At 41.0% G+C, this 18,308-nt stretch carries 14 protein-coding genes; 13 read left to right on the top strand and 1 reads right to left on the bottom strand.

The features are described from left to right. Window positions 1-39: 39 nt before the first annotated feature. Window positions 40-2,352, bottom strand: coding sequence for an ATP-binding protein (locus LMF89_RS18135; RefSeq protein ID WP_229536305.1), 2,313 nt, complete (start codon window positions 2,350-2,352; stop codon window positions 40-42). Window positions 2,353-2,682: 330 nt separating this feature from the next. On the opposite strand from LMF89_RS18135, the gene LMF89_RS18130 reads away from it, so the two are divergent. From LMF89_RS18130 to LMF89_RS18070, 13 genes are all read left to right on the top strand, one after another. Further along, window positions 2,683-5,049, top strand: a complete 2,367-nt coding sequence (locus LMF89_RS18130) for a hypothetical protein (RefSeq protein ID WP_229536304.1) — start codon at window positions 2,683-2,685, stop codon at window positions 5,047-5,049. A 15-nt stretch (window positions 5,050-5,064) separates the two neighbouring features. Then, window positions 5,065-5,832, top strand: coding sequence for an amino acid ABC transporter ATP-binding protein (locus LMF89_RS18125; RefSeq protein ID WP_229536303.1), 768 nt, complete (start codon window positions 5,065-5,067; stop codon window positions 5,830-5,832). A 100-nt stretch (window positions 5,833-5,932) separates the two neighbouring features. Continuing rightward, entirely contained in the window at window positions 5,933-6,817 is an 885-nt protein-coding gene (locus LMF89_RS18120) for an SPL family radical SAM protein (RefSeq protein ID WP_229536302.1), read from the top strand. Between the two features lie 135 nt (window positions 6,818-6,952). Beyond that, window positions 6,953-7,324: a hypothetical protein gene (locus tag LMF89_RS18115; RefSeq protein ID WP_229536301.1), complete on the top strand. Its 372-nt coding sequence runs from the start codon at window positions 6,953-6,955 to the stop codon at window positions 7,322-7,324. A 137-nt stretch (window positions 7,325-7,461) separates the two neighbouring features. Beyond that, window positions 7,462-7,971, top strand: a complete 510-nt coding sequence (locus tag LMF89_RS18110; protein WP_229536300.1) for a flavin reductase — start codon at window positions 7,462-7,464, stop codon at window positions 7,969-7,971. Between the two features lie 182 nt (window positions 7,972-8,153). Next, complete coding sequence (locus LMF89_RS18105; RefSeq protein WP_229536299.1) at window positions 8,154-8,702, top strand: 3D domain-containing protein; 549 nt, start codon at window positions 8,154-8,156, stop codon at window positions 8,700-8,702. 181 nt (window positions 8,703-8,883) lie between these two features. Further along, window positions 8,884-9,807, top strand: a complete 924-nt coding sequence (locus LMF89_RS18100) for a peptidoglycan recognition protein family protein (RefSeq protein ID WP_229536298.1) — start codon at window positions 8,884-8,886, stop codon at window positions 9,805-9,807. A 174-nt stretch (window positions 9,808-9,981) separates the two neighbouring features. Continuing rightward, a complete protein-coding gene (locus tag LMF89_RS18095; RefSeq protein ID WP_229536297.1) occupies window positions 9,982-11,151 on the top strand; it encodes an ROK family transcriptional regulator in 1,170 nt (389 codons plus the stop codon). Window positions 11,152-11,381: 230 nt separating this feature from the next. After that, complete coding sequence (gene xylB / locus LMF89_RS18090) at window positions 11,382-12,872, top strand: xylulokinase (RefSeq protein WP_229536296.1); 1,491 nt, start codon at window positions 11,382-11,384, stop codon at window positions 12,870-12,872. A gap of 52 nt (window positions 12,873-12,924) precedes the next feature. After that, window positions 12,925-14,238 (top strand): xylose isomerase, encoded by a 1,314-nt coding sequence (gene xylA, locus LMF89_RS18085; RefSeq protein ID WP_229536295.1) that lies wholly within the window; start codon window positions 12,925-12,927, stop codon window positions 14,236-14,238. Between the two features lie 56 nt (window positions 14,239-14,294). Further along, window positions 14,295-15,374: a D-xylose ABC transporter substrate-binding protein gene (gene xylF / locus LMF89_RS18080; protein WP_229536294.1), complete on the top strand. Its 1,080-nt coding sequence runs from the start codon at window positions 14,295-14,297 to the stop codon at window positions 15,372-15,374. Window positions 15,375-15,435: 61 nt separating this feature from the next. Continuing rightward, window positions 15,436-16,965 carry a xylose ABC transporter ATP-binding protein gene (locus LMF89_RS18075; protein WP_229536293.1) on the top strand — a complete coding sequence of 510 codons (1,530 nt, stop codon included), beginning with the start codon at window positions 15,436-15,438 and terminating at the stop codon, window positions 16,963-16,965. Then, entirely contained in the window at window positions 16,962-18,146 is a 1,185-nt protein-coding gene (locus LMF89_RS18070; RefSeq protein ID WP_229536292.1) for a sugar ABC transporter permease, read from the top strand. Before LMF89_RS18075 ends, LMF89_RS18070 begins: the two co-directional genes overlap by 4 nt. Window positions 18,147-18,308: the final 162 nt, after the last annotated feature.

Below are 18,308 nucleotides of genomic sequence, written 5' to 3'. Positions count from 1 at the left end.
AGCCTTGTCTTAGCTGATTGCTGTTTAAGTTTGCAGTACTCATATTTTGGCAACTGGAAATTGAATATAAAAGGTAGTTCCCCCTTCCTGTGTATTAACCGTAATTGCAGCATTATGACGTCTCGCGATGTTATAACAAGTGGGGATGCCAAGCCCGGTTCCGCTAGCCTTAGTACTTAGAAAGGGTGTACCCAGATCTTTTACTATATTAGCAGGGATACCGCAGCCATTATCTTCAATAGCTAAGACGACTTGCCCATCCTCAAGATAGGTTAATATACTGACCTTACCGTTAATTCCAGTGGCCTCAAAGCCGTTGCGGACTAAATTTAAGATGAGTTGCCGGATTTCATTCGTATTCAATAGGATGTTAGGCATATTAGGATATAAGTGCGTTCGTAAAGACTTAGCCTGGGAAGCAGCATCAGCTTCCAGCAATGGAGTGAGAGTGTGGATGACTTCATTCAAGTCATGAGCAACTAAAGGTGCTGTTTTATTCTTGGCTAAGGATAAGAATTCAGTAATGATCTGATTGGCCCGGTCTAATTCCTCAATCATAAGTTCAAATTTAGACTTTTCCTCAGAGTAATTCTTTTTTTGCGCGAGTAGCTGTAGATATCCCCGCACAGTCGTCATCGGATTACGAATCTCGTGGGATATTCCTGCTGCGATTTGAGATACCAGTTTCATTGTATCAAGTCGGCCTAATTCCTCCCGTATCTTTTTCTCTTCTGTTATGTCCTTATCGATTTCAATGATCTCCTGAGAGCCGCCGCTTGTTTTTCTACGTAGAAGCCAGCAGCTTCTTACTGTTACTTGTTTATGGTCTTTAGTTGTATGCACAAGTTCTCCCACCCATTTTCCTTTAGCAAGCACTTCTTCATTGATGCTGGCAATTGGGATGGGAAACTGGGTTTTGAGCAAGGTCTGGGATATCTTAGATAAGGCCTCGTCTTGTGTCCATCCGTAGCCTCGTGCAGCGCCTTGCCCCCAAAAGCTGATTTTCCCGTTCAGGTCGTGTATAAATGTGTAATCAGGGTCTAGGTTTAATAAAAGAATTTGTTCCTCAAGCAATTTTTTATATTCCAGTTCTTTTTGTTCAATCGCTTTATGCTCTGTTATATCTCGAAAATAGATGGAGAGCCCCTCTGGTGAAGGATAGCCATGTACCTCTAGCCATGCATCAGTACTATTTGACTTTGCTTCGAAATGGACGGCAATATTTTCTTTCTTGGCTTTATGGTACTCATCATAATAAGGTTGGACACTCGTAAAACAATCCCATATTTTTTTGCCTAGCATATCTTGGGAATTACAAAACCAGAATTTTTCTGCAACGGAATTAATGTATGTATACCGCCATTCATTATCTAATGCGAAAAAACCATCTGTAATACGTTCTAACATTTGGTGAATTTGGTCGTAGGCGGAAGCTGCTTTTTTTTGCGCTTCGATTCTAACCAGATTTTCTGGGTGAAGCTCATCAATCGTATTTTCTAACTTTTTGTGAACCCACCAATGGGAGACTGCAGCACCAATTCGTTCCCCCAGCATCTCTAAATAGTTGATCATTTCTTTGGTGAATAAATTTTTTCGATTGTCGTTGATTTGTATGAGACCAATGATTTCTTCTTTGATTTTAAGAGGCACGAGTGCAACGGATTCATAAGCACAACAACGACCTCGCATTTTGCCTTGCAGATCTTCCCGTGATGTTTCTGCTACAAGTTTTGAAGTACTATTTGACCAGAAACTACCGCCTGTTGAGAAAAATGGCATCGAAGGGTTTACATTTTCCCTCATCCCTTGTTCAGCTTGCGTATGTTTAAAGATATCCAGCGTTTGCTGTGCTAGTAAATCCAATAATTGAAGGGATTTAGCATCTGGCTGGTGAGGAGTACGGTGATAGGTCGATAAAATCCCCAACAGTTGCCCCGTATGACTGAATATAGGGATGGATTGCATTGATCGTATACCAGCCGCTAACATGACTTCTAGGGACTGAGAATCGATCAAGGAGTTTTGGGTGATATCTTCAATAATTATATGTTCGCAGCACTTAAGAGCCAAACCGCAAACAGTTTGACTTTTGTGAGCGCTGTCAAAGTAACTAAGAAAGGAGTGATCAAAGCCATGGTGAGCAATTATTCGAATAACACCGGAGCTCTCATCAAGAAGTTGAAGGGTACCTCTATCGGCTTGCATGATCCATATTGCTGTTTCAATGATTTCGCCGAAGATTTTTTTCATCTCTTCTTGACGCATAACACATAGACTGATATTGTGCATCTTTTTCATAACTGTTAGCTCATTAGACTGATCGTCTAGATTTTCATACATTAATTCATCCACACTCCTTAGCAGCTAATCTTCAAATTCAAAAAACTTGGTCTTCTTCTAGTAGTGTAATTGCTAATTAAAATTGAAGATAAGTTCATATAACATTGAAGAAATTATACAGTGATACATTTCGTTTTATAGGAGGACATTTCCTTTAGATTCCCATAATTTTAATTATGGGAATCTAAAGAGTCAAAGTCAGCAAGCCGAGCCAATAAAATTTCTTCTTTGATGACTAAGAAAAGAAGAACCTGCAGATACTCTTACATATCAACAGGTATTATTTATAGCCTAGACCAGTATAAGTTGCTTTAATTGGGGAAGTTATGAGGGGGAGTATAGGTGGCAGCTGTGTTAGCTAAAACACGTAAAACATTTGTGCGTACTTTCTTTTCCAACTCTTTTAACCGTGATATTGTGATACTCTTGATTGTTAGTATTATCATTGGATCATCCTTGGCGAATCTAATCGCCATGTCAGCAAATACATACTTTTCTGAAACTATATCTACCCTTGTTGGCGATTATGGAGAATTTGATCTGCTGATCAATGTAAGAGAAGAGATGAAACAAAATGGTCAGGCTCAGATTGAAAAAGTAATTGAACAAGTTTTTCCTGGGGGAAAAATAAAAGAGGGGCCAACCTTAAACGGGCTGACCAGTTTTTTAGTGGGCCTACCAGCACAAAATAAAACAAAACAAACCTATGAAAGCATTGACAGTATTTTTGGCAGTGTTCCAGGTCGTTCGGGGATTAGTATTATGACTGAACCACGAGTAACCTTAAAGGCGGTGCCAGAAGGAGCAAAAAATACAATCATTGAACAAATTATGCAGATTGATGGCGTGCTATTTGCTTTTCGCGATGGCGGTTCCGTTACTGTTATTATTCAATCCATTAGTAAATCGGCTTCTGTCAATGCCGAGATTGAAAAATTACTCAGTCAGTATCATACAATTGATATTGCATTTCCAGTTGGTAGTGAACCTGAGAACTCTATGCGTTTAGGTGAGCAGATTGCCAATGCAATACGAGAGGAAAAGGCAGTTGGTTACGCTGAAAGCGTTTCCGTGGACAGCAAAAGTAGTGATATGGTGTATTTAGTGAGTTCGATGATCGAGCTAAAACGTTTTTTGACTGCTTTTGCTACCAAAGCTAATATTACTCCAGCAGCTGGAGTTACGTTTATGCTTGGTGATACCATTGCATTTCAGGGAACGGCTGCCAGTGAGCTTGTTTCTGGTGCGCCCCTGGATTCCGCAAACGTGTTAGTAAAAGTAACAATGGTAAAGAGCGGTGGCTCAGCTGAAGGGATGGTTATACAAGGTGATGGAACCCAAGCGGCCAATGGGCAAGGACATGCTGTTATCAATAATGTTATTGGAAATCTTGTCGGAACAGCCGTTTTTCACAATCCTCGCACTCAATTAGGAAATGCCTTGAAAGAAACATCGAGCTTGGTTCTTCAAATTCCCAAGATCGCTCAAGATGCTCAAAATATGACTGGCGTTGCCAATAATGCGCTGAATAGTTATAGTGGCAGTATTACTGCGGTAGAAGAGACTTTAAGCAGCTTGGCTAAGGCAGAAACAACGATTGAAGCAGCAACAAGCGGTTTAGCAAAGCTCGATACCAGTGCCATTCAGTTGCAATTGACGAATTCTTCACGTGCTATGGGCAGCCTTGTCAGCACCTTGCAAATTATCCGATTATTAAATCCTGAGGTATCATCTTCCATTAACCAACTGACTGCAACACAGCAAAATCTAGTGACTCTGCAAAATACACTGAGCGCAGTTGATAATGTGGCAGCCGATGCCCGCCGGGCGCGGGCAGCTATTGATGGGATCGTAGCCAATGGCAATAGTATGGTCACTAATTTACGTACTTTTGATGTGAATGGAGCTCGTCAGACCCTTAATGAAACTGGTACTGGCATTGTCCAATTGCAGCAATTTAACACACCCCTTATTGCAGCTCAGTTACAGTATCTGGGAGCAGCTGTTCCAAATTTGAAAGATGAGGAAATCAGCCGATCAGCCAATTTAATGGATCAGTTTATTGCAGGACAGGTAATACCCAGTCAACGTATTCAAATTTTGACAAAAAGCAATATTACAACGGACTTTGCAGGACCTATTATCTATCGAGTAGTAGGGCATAACAATGTGTCATTATATACTTCTGCTGTGGGTATCATTGAGCCTGATCCCCGGGCCGAAGTCATGACGATTTTGATGCAAGTGAAAGCGATTTTAGCCGGCATGGTTTCGCTGATTGCTGTGATGATATTCTTGACTCTTGATCATACAGCCATTATGACCGTCATTCGTCGAAAATGGGCAGTCAATCAAGCACCTCGGGCTAAAGGGGTCAGACGAGTGGTGCAAGGTGTAAAAAATAGTTTTACTGCACCGGAATGTATCTATGGTATGGGGATTGGTGCACTATTGCTTACGGCAATGTTTGTCTTGTCTGGCGGTGGAATTCCCAATTTGCCGTGGATTGGCGTACCATTTCTAGGAGCGGTTATGGGGTTATTACTTGCAAATAATGCAGAAAAAATTAGTCCAATTGCCATTGATGAATTAACTGCTGGAGAGTCACTTGGACTATCTTTTGATGAGGTAATGCGAGAAATTGTCATACCCAGTGGGCGCCCGGGACTCTTGCAAACCATGAATCGCCGTAAAATGAAGTTTAAATAAGCTGGGTGGATTAAGATGCTTGTTATTCAAAATCTTTATAAACAATTTGGCAGTTTAGTAGCTGTTAATGAATTTAATCTTAGGGTAAAAACCGGGGAAACCGTTGTACTAATGGGACCATCTGGATGCGGGAAATCAACTGCCATTCGCACAATTAACCGTTTAGTAGAGCCGGATCGCGGCTCTATCATGCTAAATGAATCCAATATTCTTGCAATGGACCCGGATGAATTGCGACAAGCCCGCAAACGGATTGGTTTTGTATTTCAGCATTTTAATCTGATTGGACGTTTAAGCGCCCTTGAGAATGTTATGTTGGGATTAGTGATGAGCGGCGTGGAACGGGAAAATGCTGAAAGTCGGGCAATGGAGTCGTTGCGTAAGGTTGGTTTAGATAACCATCTGGATCACAAACCAGATCAGCTGTCAGGCGGGCAGCAGCAGCGTGTGGGAATTGCTAGAGCGCTGGCTTATGAGCCGGAGCTTATGCTGTGGGATGAGCCTACTGCGTCCTTAGACCCAATTCTAGTACGTGAAGTATTAGTAGTAATGGAGGAGTTGGCCCGTTATCGTGCCAGTACTATGATTGTAGTAACTCACGAATTGCCTTTTGCCCTACGGGTGGCTGATCGAATTGTACTTATGGATAATGGAAGCATTGTAGAAGAAGGCAAACCCTCGCAGGTGTTTGTTAGTCCTGTCTCGGATATTGGAAAAAAGTATAAAGAATTGATTGAATATCAAATGAATACCAGTGCACAAAGCTTATCGGGTAAGCTGTAAGGGTAAGAGTTCAATGTCTTACTGGCAGTCTTGCCGAAAAAGTTGCTTAATGATAAAATTAAGCATGCTTTAATTTTTATTGTTGAAAGTGATTTATAAAATGGAATTTATACCTGCAAAAACAATTATATCTGGTTATGATACTGGTGATAATTGGTTTGGGAAAAATTATACTATGAATATTTACAAAGGCTGCTGCCATGGTTGTATCTACTGCGACAGCCGCAGTAAATGCTATCAAGTGGAGAATTTTGATGAGGTAAGGGCAAAGGAGAATGCTCTTGCCTTGATTTCATCTGAGCTGAAATCAAAACGCAGGACTGGAGTGGTAGGAACCGGTGCAATGAGCGATCCATACAATCCTTTTGAAAAGAAATATGGTTTAACAAGAGGAGCTATAGAGTTAATTCATGCTAACCGTTTTGGTATTTGTATTGCAACCAAAAGTGACTTGATCATAAGAGATATTGATTTACTAAAGTCAATAAAAAAGCATTCGCCAGTGATTGTCAAAATGACCATTACCACTGCGAATGATATACTTTGTAAAAAAATAGAGCCGAATGTAGCAGACTCCTCCAGGCGATTTTCTGTCATTAGACAGCTTTCAGAGAATGGGATTTTTACTGGGATATTACTTATGCCCGTACTTCCATTTTTAGAGGATAATGAGCATAATATCAGTGAGATGATTCGCCTTGCACATGAAAATGGAGCTAAGTTTATATATCCCTTGTTTGGAGTAACCCTAAGGCAGAATCAGAGAGAATGGTATTATCAAAAGCTTGATGAACACTTTCCTGCTCTTCGGCAAAAATACATCCGTCAGTTTGGCAACGAATATGAGTGCCCTTCACCAAACGCAAAGCTGCTGTGGCAATTGTTTCAAAATCAATGTAATCGATTTGGAATTCTTTATAGAATGGATGATATTATCAAAGGCTATAAAAAAGGGTATGAGGACAATCAGCTTTCATTGTTCTAGAAGCCAATATTATAAAGTCCTGCAAGAACTCAAAAGAGATTCTGCAGGACTTTATTGTTATTATTTTTCATCTCAATGAAAGAAAAACTATAAATATTGGGAATCCTATAGAAAAAACGAGTATGTGAGGTAATCATGTATTGTGATTTTTGTGGTAAGAAACCTTCTTATAATGCAAAATACTGTCGTTACTGTGGCCAGAAATTAAAAGAGTATTTAGGCGATACTCAACCTTTGCCTGTTATCAATGAAGCAATGATGCATGGTCATAATGCTAAACAGCAAATCATGACCGTTGCACCTGAACCATGGTATAAATCAATAGTTCCTAAGAAAACAGTAACCAATCGATCTAAAGCATGGCGAATTGCATATGATTCGTTTGCTTTGGCAGTGCTTGTCGGGCTGCTATATATATTGGCAACATTTAAAACGATTCAGGAGTACCAAGGTTTAACAGCATTATGGGGCGTACTATGGGCTAGCTACATATGGTGGAAGCGTTAAAGCACATTTGGTTTGGCACTCTCCTTTTGGATAGTAGCACACAAAAAGGTGCATACTATACTTCTTCATATATTTATATTATTATATATACATAAGGATTTTGTAAAGCAAAATGAAAAACAAAGGAGATCATAGTTATGACTATATTTAATGAGATTAAACCTGAGGAATTTGAACAGAGCCCTTTTAAAATGATAGGAAAAGACTGGATGCTGATTACTGCAGAAAAAGAGGGAAAGCAGAATACTATGACCGCTTCTTGGGGTGGATTTGGTGTAATGTGGGCAAAAAATGTCGCTTACATTGTGATTCGCCCACAACGCTTCACTAAAGAGTTTATCGATCAATCAGATACCTTTTCCCTCACTTTTTTTGATGAAAGTTTTAGAAAAACCTTAAGTTATCTTGGAGCAAAGTCTGGCAGAGATGAAGATAAAATAGGAAAATCTAATCTGACGGTCCTTCATGCAGATGGTATTCCGCTCTTTGAAGAAGCAAATATAGCGATTCTTTGCAAAAAATTATATGCACAAGAATATAAACCCGAATGCTTTATCGCGCAAGATCTTAACGAAAAATGGTACCCTGATAAGGATCACCATACTTTATATATTGCAGAAGTTACTAAAATTCTTGTTAAAAAGTAACGAATACTTGCTCGTATAAGACTCATCGTGGTTTTCTACATAAATTAGATAACATTCAAAAAGCACTGGTCTTTCCAGTGCTTTTTTTTTACACTTTGCGTTTTTGTGGTTCAATTCGTTTTTATCTGTTTTTAATATTTACATTCATCTTTGGTAAATACTAATCATTAGGAGGGGATCGTATGAAAGAAAAAAAACATTGCAAAACAAAACGCCATTATAAGAAGATTGCAGCTGCGATTGGCAGTGCTGCTGTTGTTGCAGCTTCCATTATTCCTGGCATAGCTGCCATTCTTCCATCTTCAGGAACAGCGCCAGAGGCATCGCCTGTTACACAGGAAGCTACGCCTGAACAAGCAGACCAGCTTGCGCAAAATGAACCGTCGGAAGAAGCGGGAGCAAAGCAGGTTTTAAACATTACAGCGACTGCATATGCTCCAGGACCTCATGACAACGATCAGTGGGGTAATAAGACTCATATGGGGACACAAATCAGACCTGGAGTAATCGCGGTAGATCCTAGAGTAATTCCCCTCGGTTCACGAGTCATGATAAAGTATCCTGATGGAACGAAAGAGTACGCGGTAGCCGAGGATACAGGCGGAGCGATTAAGGGGCATCGGATTGATATAGCAAAATGGACAGTGAAAGAAGCCTATCGATTTGGCATTAAACCGGTGAAAGTATATGTGTTGCAGACTCCGTCGCAAAACAGTAGAAATCAGGCATAATTCCATAGCCTTTCTCGCTGCACAGCAGAATAAGGGTCTATAGTAACCTTAGCCATACATTTGGCTAAGGTTGTATTTTTGCAGAAATAAGACATTGTCACCTTGTTTTGCAATCTTACATAGGATAGAAAAGAGAGGATCTAGGAATGGGATTTGAAAATCAGAAAGGAGGGCTCTTTTTATGTTGATTCCAAGTGAGTTACAACTGTTTTTCTGGGTTTTAGGATCTCTTCTTGCAGCCAATGTATCGATGATGGCATTCTTTGTGTTGTTTGCTACGTTATCTGAAAGCAAGCTAAAAGGAGTGATCCGAAGGATCATTTTGGAGCTGGATGCACTTGCAGATAAAATAGAAAACAGTGAAAAACGAAATCGAGCTATACAGCAAATAAATGAAACATTAGGATGGAAAAAATTTGTAATTCCATCGATACTCATTGGCTGGGTTACTGATATGGAAGTTGCTGCAATTCGTAAAATGCAGCAATCCATCGATTCATCCAACCGAACAGCCACAAGACAAGTAACACTGACAGAGCTGAAGCAACTGGCCTTGCAAAGCAAAAACACTCTTTGGTCGGCAGCCAACAGCATGAATCGGGATGTAAAATTATATCTGCACTGGTCAGGAGACCACTATGGTCAATTCTTTGATGATTATCATATTAATATCGATCAGGATGGCAGTATTCACGTTACTACCAATGATTTCTCGCAAACAAAATCCCATACCTATAAGAGAAATACAGCTTCAATTGGTATTTGTTTAGCTTGCTGTTATGGTGCGACGACAGATAATGTTGGCAGTGAACCGCCAACAGCGATGCAGATCGAATCCATGAGTCAAGTGATCGCTGTGCTGTGTAAGGCACTGGATTTGACAGTCGATATTTATCGTGTTATGACCCATGCAGAAGCAGCAAACAATCTCGATGGTCTAAATCCGAGCTACGAAAGCAACGGTTATCCTGATGGAAAATATGGACCTGGTTTTAGTTGGGAGCGATGGGATTTGTGGTATATACCTGGTGTTGCAAAAGGGGAAGGCGGCAATGTTTTGCGTGGAAAAGCAATTTGGTATCAATATAATGGAGTAGGCTTGTAGAAGCCTACTCCCAGTTTTGGTCAAATATGTTTGCTTCGTGTCTTTTACAAAAATTTATGAAAATAAAATTAGTGAGCAGGAATCTAAGAGGAGTGCAGCGAAAGAATAACAACAAATAGTTTGTTTATTCGATAAACTAATTGTTGCAAATATAGGAACAGGACAGAGGATAATATGAAAACTGCTGATCAAGTGTTAGTAAAACAGATTAATAAAATGATTGTATTAAATACCATATATAAAAAAAGACCCATATCCAGGGCAGAAATTGCGAAAGTCACCGGACTCAATAAGTCAACAGTGTCTGCTTTAGTGGATGAACTGCTTACGGAAGAGTTGGTTTTAGAAATGGGAACGGGTGAATCACAAGGCGGTCGAAAGCCAGTCAATCTTTCTATCAATAAAGAGGTTGGCAATATTATCGGTATTGATTTAGGAGTCAATTACATCTTAAGTATTATGACAAACTTTGCAGGGGAAATTATTTGGGAAAAGCGCATTGATTTGCAGCATACCCATAACTCACCGGGGCAAAGAATTGCCGATTTGCAAACCTTAATTCGGGAAACGATTGAGAATGCATCCCAGACGGTTCGCGGTATCATTGGCATCGGAATTGGTGTCCCGGGTATTGTAAATTATGAACAGGGACTGATTTTATCGGCACCTAATTTAGGGTGGGAGAATATTGAACTTAGATCAATTATTGAGCAGAAATTTGGCGTCCCGGTGTTTATTGATAATGAAGCGAATGCTGGTGCCATTGGGGAAAAATGGTTCGGTGCAGGGAAAAGAGCAGATGAGTTCTTATACATTAGTGCAGGCACGGGAATAGGAGCGGGAATTATTATTAATAATGAACTTTATCGCGGGTCAAGGGGATTGGCAGGTGAAATTGGGCATATGACAGTCTCTCTTGACGGGATACCTTGCTCTTGTGGCAATACAGGCTGCTTAGAAGAATATTCTTCGGAAAAAGCCCTATTCCGCTATATGAAAGAGCATATATGTGTGGAAGAATTGACCATATTTAATATTATAGATAACGCTATTGCAGGGGACGATGTATCTCGAAGGGCATTTGAGTATGTGGGTAAATACCTTGGTATTGGCGTGGCCAATCTTATTAATGCATTCAATCCTCAGCTTGTCATCATTGGAAATAGTCTGCCTTTAGCCGGTGATATTTTAATGGATGAATTGAGAAAAGAGGCTGGGAAACGCTGTTTTGCTTCTAAATATTTTTCGGTGAAAATCCTGCCTTCTCAGCTTAATATGCATGCCTGTGCAATGGGAGCTGCTGCATTGGTCATTTCCAGACTCTATGCGTCACCGGTTTCATGAATATGCTTTTTGCAGCTGCTAACTAAAATATTTAGTTTTAGTTAGCAGGAATATGCATGTAAACATCGAATTAGTTTATCTGACCAACAAACAATAAAGATAATAGCATGAATCTAAGGGAGGTGATACCATTTCGCTATATTTTTTTATTTAGTTAGTTTATCGGAGCAACGAACTTATGTAGAAGTAAGGAAAAAGTTGTCGAATGATCAAAGGGGGGATAAGGCGGAATGAGCTTTTTAGGAATTGATTTAGGCACATCTTCTGTAAAACTGCTGTTACTAAATAAAGCGGGAAGTGTATTACGAACAGTATCAAAAGAGTATCCTGTCTATTATCCTAAGGTCGGTTGGGCGGAACAAAGTCCTATGGATTGGTGGAATGCTGTCCGTGAGGGAATCCGAGAGATTTTGACTGAGCCTCAAAACATGCCAAGTAAAGTAGAGGGAATTGGCTTAAGTGGGCAGATGCATGGCTTGGTCCTGCTTGATAAAGACAATCATGTGCTGATGCCGGCCTTATTATGGTGTGACCAACGTACTCAGGATGAATGTGATGAGCTAAGTGAAAGATTAGGATCAAAATTGTCCGAATATACAGGCAATAAGGCGCTTACAGGGTTTACCGCTCCTAAGGTTCTATGGGTAAGGAAGAATCGTCCAGAGATTTATGAGCAGATCGAGCACGTTTTATTGCCCAAAGATTACATACGATGGAAATTGACAGGGGAATATGCAACAGATACATCCGATGCATCGGGAACCTTGTTTTTTGATGTAGCCCATCGTTGTTGGTCGTCAGAAATGCTTAATATTCTGGGTTTATCAGAGGAAAAACTGCCTTCATGCTATGAATCCTATGAGGTAACGGGCAGCGTAACAAAGCAGGCTGCACAGGAAACGGGACTTCATAGTGGTACTATCGTTGTCGGGGGCGGTGGTGATCAGGCGAGCGGCGCGGTAGGTACAGGTGTGGTAACGGTCGGTACGGTGTCGGTGGCATTAGGTACCTCGGGTGTGGTATTTGCCTGCCAGGAGAATTATTCTGTTGACAGCGAAAATCGCCTCCACTCTTTTTGTCATGCCAATGGAAAATGGCATGTCATGGGAGTCATGCTATCTGCTGCGTCCTGCTTGAAATGGTGGGTCGAAGAGGTCTGTCAATTAGATGATGCTGGTTATGCTGTCTTGCTGGAAGAAGCAGCAAGAGTTTCGCCTGGGAGCGAAGGATTGCTCTTTTTGCCCTATCTAATGGGAGAACGAACTCCCTATAGTGACCCAAATGCTAGGGGAACTTTTGTAGGGCTGACTATGACTCATGGTCGAGGGCATATGACTCGGGCCATTTTGGAAGGTGTTGGTTTTGGCCTGCGTGATTCCTTGGAGATCATCCGGGAGCAAAGTATTCCTATTTATGAGATTCGAGTGAGCGGTGGCGGAGCCAAAAGTGTTTTATGGCGTCAAATACTGGCTGACATTTTGGGGCTGTCCATCCATGTGGTGAATTCGGTAGAAGGACCTGCTTTTGGCGCTGCCATATTGGCTGCAGTGGGGGCTGGAGAGTTTGCCGGAGTGGAAGAGGCGTGCGGCGTGATGATCAAAACCGTGGAACAAACGGAGCCGATTGCGGCTAATATAGAAAAATACAATTCTTTATATGGGGTTTACCATCAATTGTACGGTGCACTTCAAGATTCGTTCGAAAAACTCAGTGTGATCTAAGGATGGCAGCTATATAAATGTATATAACTATATAATTATAGGAGGGGAAAAGATGGAGTATTTTAGTGGGGTAAAAAAAATTACCTATGAGGGCCCTAAATCTCAAAATCCGCTGGCTTTTAAGTATTACAATCCGCAAGAATTGGTGGCCGGCAAAACCATGGAGGAGCACTTGCGGTTTTCAGTTGCTTATTGGCATACGTTTACTCATGATGGTTCCGATCCATTCGGTAGTGGGACGATGCTAAGACCTTGGGACACCTATAGGGGAATGGATAGAGCCAAAGCACGAGTGGAAGCAGCCTTTGAACTGTTTGACAAACTGGATGTTCCTTTCTTTGCATTTCATGACCGGGATATTGCCCCGGAAGGTGCAACACTTGAGGAAACAAATGCGAATTTAGATCAGATCATTACTATGATGAAAGAGTATTTAAAGACAAGTAAGACCAAATTGCTCTGGAATACGGCGAATATGTTTACCCATCCTCGTTTTCTTCATGGTGCGGCTACTACTTGCAATGCGGATGTATTTGCTTACGCAGCAGCTCAAGTGAAAAAAGGGTTGGAAACAGGCAAGGAATTGGGAGCAGATAACTACGTATTCTGGGGCGGACGTGAAGGCTACGTAACCTTATTGAATACGGATTTAAAACTGGAATTGGATAATTTGGCGCGATTTTTCCATATGGCAGTGACATATGCCAAGGAAATCGGCTTTACCGGTCAGTTTCTAATTGAACCCAAACCGAAAGAACCGACGAAGCATCAATATGATTTTGATGCGCAAACGGCCATGGCATTTTTGCGGAATTACAATTTACAGGACTATTTTAAGATGAATATTGAAGCGAATCATGCTACGCTGGCCGGTCATACCTTCCAGCATGAATTAAGGATAAGCCGCATAAACGGTATGCTGGGATCCGTTGATGCCAATCAGGGAGATATGCTGCTAGGCTGGGATACGGATGAATTTCCCACAGACTTGTATGAAACTACGCTGGCGATGTATGAGATTCTCCAGAACGGGGGCTTGGGTAAGGGCGGTCTGAATTTCGATGCTAAGCCACGCCGGGAATCCTTTGAGCCGGAAGATCTATTCTATGCCCATATAGCAGGGATGGATACTTTTGCCAGAGGATTAAAAGTTGCTGCCCAACTAAAGGAAGATCAGGTATTTGAAAATATAATTGGGGAAAGATACAACAGCTTTAAGGGGGGGATTGGCCTTGCAATTGTAGAAGGCAAGGCAGATTTTCATACGTTAGAAGCCTATGCACTGCAGAATAAGCCAATTGTGAATCAATCGGGGCGTCAGGAACAAATCAAAGGAATTTTGAATCAGTATCTATTAGAAGTGTAATGGGCGGGAAATTGGGGAGATAGGGGCTTGATCTTAATAATAGGAGGGAATAGATTGTGTTTAAGAAAAATAGTGTGAGATTATTAATTACGGTGTTGGTCTGCATTACTTCTTTATTCATGATGGTCGGATGTACCAAGCAAGAAACGACTGCTTCCAAAGATACCTCTCAGAAGAACAAGACTGTGAAAATTGGTCTTAGTATGGATGATTTACGGCTGGAAAGATGGCAGCATGACAGAGATATGTTTGTTGCCAAAGCCAAGGAACTTGGTGCAGAAGTGGTTGTCCAATCAGCTAATGGGGATGATCAGACCCAATTCTCACAATGCGAGAATTTAATTTCCCAGGGCGTAGATATCTTGGTCATTATCCCGCACAATGGAGATGTTCTGGCGCCGATTATCGAACAGGCTCATAAGGCTGGCATTAAAGTATTAAGTTATGACCGGTTAATTACAAAATCTGATGTAGATTACTATATTTCTTTTGATAATGTGAAGGTCGGAGAATTGCAGGCTAAAGCCATTACGGACTTGGTACCAAAAGGCAAATATTTCTTAATGGGCGGTTCTCCCGTTGACAATAATGCAAAACTCTTTCGTGAGGGCCAAATGAATGTTCTCAAACCATTCATCGCTAAAGGGGATATCCAGATCGTTGGCGACCAATGGGTAAAAGATTGGCTGCCGGAAGAAGCTCTTAAGATCATGGAGAATGCATTAACGGCTAACAATAATAAGATTGATGCTGTGGTAGCTTCTAATGATAGTACTGCCGGCGGTGCCGTGCAGGCTCTAGGCGCGCAAAATTTAGCAGGAAAAGTACCTATATCCGGACAGGATGCTGAATTGGCTAGCTGCCAGAGAATCGTAGAAGGAACACAGACCATGACCGTCTATAAACCTATTAAACTTCTAGCACCTTCAGCAGCGGAAATTGCGGTGAAAATCGTCAAAGGGGATCAGATCAAAACAGATGGTGTAGTCAATAACGGCAGTAAAGATGTTCCCTCTATTCTCTTGACGCCCATAGCTGTCGATGCCAAAAATATGGCAGATACGGTTATTAAAGATGCCTATAACAAATTAGAGGATGTATACAAAAACGTTCCTAAAGACAAATGGCCTAAGTAATCACTCAAATCGCAGGTGGGGCTGTATCCCACCTGCTCAATTTGAATATGAGGGGATAAAAATGGACGATTTGATTTTGGAGATGAAGGGAATTATCAAAGAATTTTCGGGTGTGAGAGCCTTAAACGATGTATCTTTCGCTGTAAAAAAAGGTGAGATTCATGCTTTATGTGGTGAAAACGGTGCCGGTAAATCAACATTAATGAAAATACTGAGCGGTGTGTACCCCCATGGCTCTTATCAGGGGGATATTGTTTTTAATCAGGAGAAAATGATGATTGGTAACATTGCAGATGCGGAAAAAGCCGGTATTTCAATCATTCATCAAGAATTGGCTTTATTTAAAGAACTTCCCGTATACGAAAATATTTTTATCGGTAACGAAATTAGCTCTCATGGGCGTATTCATATACCAGCGATGTTGTCAAAAACGCAAGAACTTTTAAGGGAAATGAGGCTGGATGTCAATCCTTACACACTGGTAAAACAATTGGGAACAGGCCAGCAGCAGTTGGTCGAAATTGCCAAGGCGTTAGCGAAAAATGCTACGTTACTTATTTTGGATGAGCCTACAGCTTCCTTATCCGAGGGAGAAGTAGAGATTCTTATGGATATTTTGGGACGATTGAAGGTTAAGGGCGTTACTTGTATTTACATATCTCATAAACTGGATGAAGTCCTCCGATTAGCGGATACTGTGACCGTTATTCGTGACGGCCGTTCTATTGGTTCTAAACTAACCCGTACGTTAACGAAGGATGAGATTGTGGAGATGATGGTAGGCCGGGAAATTACCGATTTATATCCCAAAGAGGTACATATTACAGAGCAAGAGGTTTTTGCGGTTAAAAATTATACGGTATATGATGTAAGTGATCCCAGTAGAAAGTTAGTCGATAATGCTAATTTTTCCTTAAAACGGGGTGAAATTTTAGGCTTTGCCGGCTTAGTAGGTGCCGGACGTACGGAACTAGTATCATCAATCTATGGTTTTTATGATGGAAAATGTCATGGGGAGGTTTATCTGGAAGGGAATCTATTGTCCATTCATCACCCGAATGATTCGTTGCAGCAGGGAATCGCCATGCTGCCCGAAGATTGCAAGCGCCATGGCATCATTGAGATCATGTCTGTCAGGGAAAATATGACATTGGCTACTATTGAAAAATATCGGTTGGCAATGGATCGTATTGATGATTGTCAGGAACTAAGAGATGCAAATGATTATATAGCAAGGTTAAAGATAAAGACACCCGGATTGGATACTTGCATTAAAAACTTAAGTGGCGGTAATCAGCAAAAGGTTGTGCTGGCAAAATATTTGCTGCGTAAATTAAAGGTGCTGATCTTGGATGAGCCAACCCGCGGCATTGATGTTGGTGCAAAATATGAAATTTATAATCTGATGAACCGCTTGGCTGCAGATGGTATCGGTATTATTATGATCTCTTCTGATTTGCCGGAAGTCCTGGGAATGTCTGATCGAATACTGGTCATGAATGAAGGGCGGATAAAAGGCGAATTTTTGAATCATAAGAATTTGGATCAGGAACAAATAATGCATTGTGCTGTAGGGGGGGCTACTGCGTGACAACGGAGCTGAAGAAAGAGGCAGTTGGGATGGGCAGCGAGAAAAAAATATCCTTGGCATCCATGTTTCATTTTGATGTAAAGACATATACTATGATTTTAGCATTAGTGTCGATTTGGGTTATATTCACCATGACGACAAACGGGGATTTTCTAACCTCTAGAAACTTGTCTAACTTATTTCGACAAATGTCCATTACGGGTATTTTATCTATCGGTATGGTTTTTATCATTATTGCAGGGCATATTGATCTGTCAGTTGGGTCGCTTATGGGGCTATTGGGAGGTATTACAGCAGTTCTTAATGTTTGGCTCAAAGTGGATGGAATTTTAGCGATAGGGATTACTCTCGTCCTTGGTTTGTTGATTGGTATTTTTAATGGCTGGTTAATTGCTTATAAAAAGATACCGGCTTTTATTGTCACTCTAGGAGGTATGCTGGTATTTAGAGGTATATTAGTAGGTATGACCAAAGGAACTACCGTTGCTTCTCTTGACCCAAGTATCCGTTTTGTGGGTAATGCATATCTAGTTGACGGGGTTGGTATTTTGTTGGGCCTAATTGCTGTTGCCGTTCTTGTTTATAAGGCCCTTTCAGGTCGAAAACTACATTCCCAATACGGTTTGGCAATTCCGCCAATGTCCGTTGAAATTGCAAAAATTGCTTTTGCTGCTGTAGTAATTGGCTTACTTATTATCATTCTTAATTCTTACCAGGGGTTCCCTGTGCCGGTGCTCATTCTGGCAATCATGGCTGTTGCCTTTTCTTACGTTTTGACTAAAACCGTATTTGGCCGCCGAGTGTATGCAATTGGCGGCAATGCAGAAGCAGCTAAATTATCAGGTATCAATGTTACAAAAATGACATTGAGTATATTTGCCATCAATGGATTATTGGTTGCAATTGCCGGGGTACTGCTTTGCTCCCGCTTGAATGCAGCTTCGGTAGCAGCTGGTCAAAATGCCGAAATGGATGCTATTGCAGCTTGTGTCATCGGGGGAGCCAGTCTGATGGGCGGTGTAGGCAACGTCGGTGGCGCGATTGTCGGTGCGCTGGTAATGGCAAGCTTGGATAATGGTATGAGTATGTTAAATATAGAAACCTTTTGGCAGTTTATTGTGAAAGGGTCTATATTGGTACTAGCTGTTTGGGTGGATATCGCTACGAAAAATAAGCGATAGAGTATGAATGTAATAATGCTAAGAAAGACAAATTCCTGCAAAGTATATCAACCTTGCAGGAATTTGTCTTTCTTTTTTCATAGCATTAAAATTATAAGTCTTGCAAGTGAAAATATAAGAAATAATGAACCACAAAGGCACAATGCCGCTGCCGCGGCACAC

The sequence above is a fragment of the Pelosinus baikalensis genome (genome assembly GCF_020819555.1).
Lineage (GTDB): Bacteria > Bacillota > Negativicutes > DSM-13327 > DSM-13327 > Pelosinus > Pelosinus baikalensis.
This window is presented reverse-complemented; position numbering and strand designations above follow the sequence as displayed.